This window comes from Oleiphilus sp. HI0067, from assembly GCF_001635735.1.
The window spans coordinates 1-1,116 of record NZ_LWFI01001072.1; the positions used below are offsets into that span (position 1 = coordinate 1).

Sequence of the window (1,116 nt, forward strand, 5' to 3'; positions counted from 1 at the left end):
CAGACAACGCGATGGCGCTTCACGCATGTCATCCGTTTCTGGTTTAAAGGCCAAGCCCCAAACTGCAATCGTTTTACCTGCTAGCTCACCATTAAAATGAGCACTGAGTTTTTCAAACAAACGATGCTTCTGGCGGTTATTCACATTCTCTACAGACTGCACAAGCTCTGATTCATATCCAGCATCTCGTGCGATACGTGTTAAAGCCTGCACGTCTTTAGGGAAACATGAACCACCATAGCCGGCGCCAGGATAAATAAACTGAAAGCCAATGCGCGGATCAGAGCCGATCCCTAAACGCACGCTTTCAATATCTGCATCAAGTCGTTCAGCCAAATTTGCCATTTCATTCATAAAGCTAATCTTGGTTGCCAGCATTGCGTTAGCCGCATACTTCGTGAGCTCAGCAGATCGAACATCCATGAACAGAATCTTGTCATGGTTACGATTAAACGGCGCGTACAACTCACGCATTGGTGCTTCAGACGACTCTTTCGAGCAACCAATGACAATTCGGTCCGGCTTCATGAAATCGCCTACAGCAGCACCTTCTTTCAGGAACTCTGGGTTAGAAACCACATCAAAATCAATCTCTACGCCGCGCTCCGCGAGCACACCCTCAATTTTCGCACGCACTTTATCGCCCGTACCGACGGGTACTGTAGACTTATCGATCACGATTTTTTCGTCTTGCATATGGGTCGCAATCGTTTCAGCCACCGCCAATACATACTGCAGATCTGCAGAACCGTCTTCATCGGGAGGAGTACCAACCGCGATGAACTGCAACTTAGCAAACGCAATGGCCTCTTCCGCTTTTGTCGTAAACTTCAAGTTACCCGCAGCAAAATTATTCTTAACAATGCTTTCAAGACCAGGTTCGTAAATTGGAATAACGCCGTTATTGAGCTTTTCAACCTTACTCTCATCGACATCAACACAAATAACATCGTGCCCCATGTCAGCCAAACACGCGCCGGTCACTAGCCCGACATACCCTGTCCCAAATATTGATACTTTCATTATTTACCCTTTGTCATTAACGCTTTGCTCGCGCCTTCCCTGCTTATCCTGCATGCTTAGTTTTAGTGAGTTTTTGACTAAAAATCGTTACCA

At 46.4% G+C, this 1,116-nt stretch carries 1 protein-coding gene; it reads right to left on the reverse strand.

What is annotated here, in order from left to right; translation table 11 throughout:
- Positions 1-1,023 (reverse strand): UDP-glucose/GDP-mannose dehydrogenase family protein (locus A3739_RS14900; protein ID WP_068501923.1); only part of this gene is annotated, 1,023 nt, incomplete at its 3' end.
- Positions 1,024-1,116: the final 93 nt, after the last annotated feature.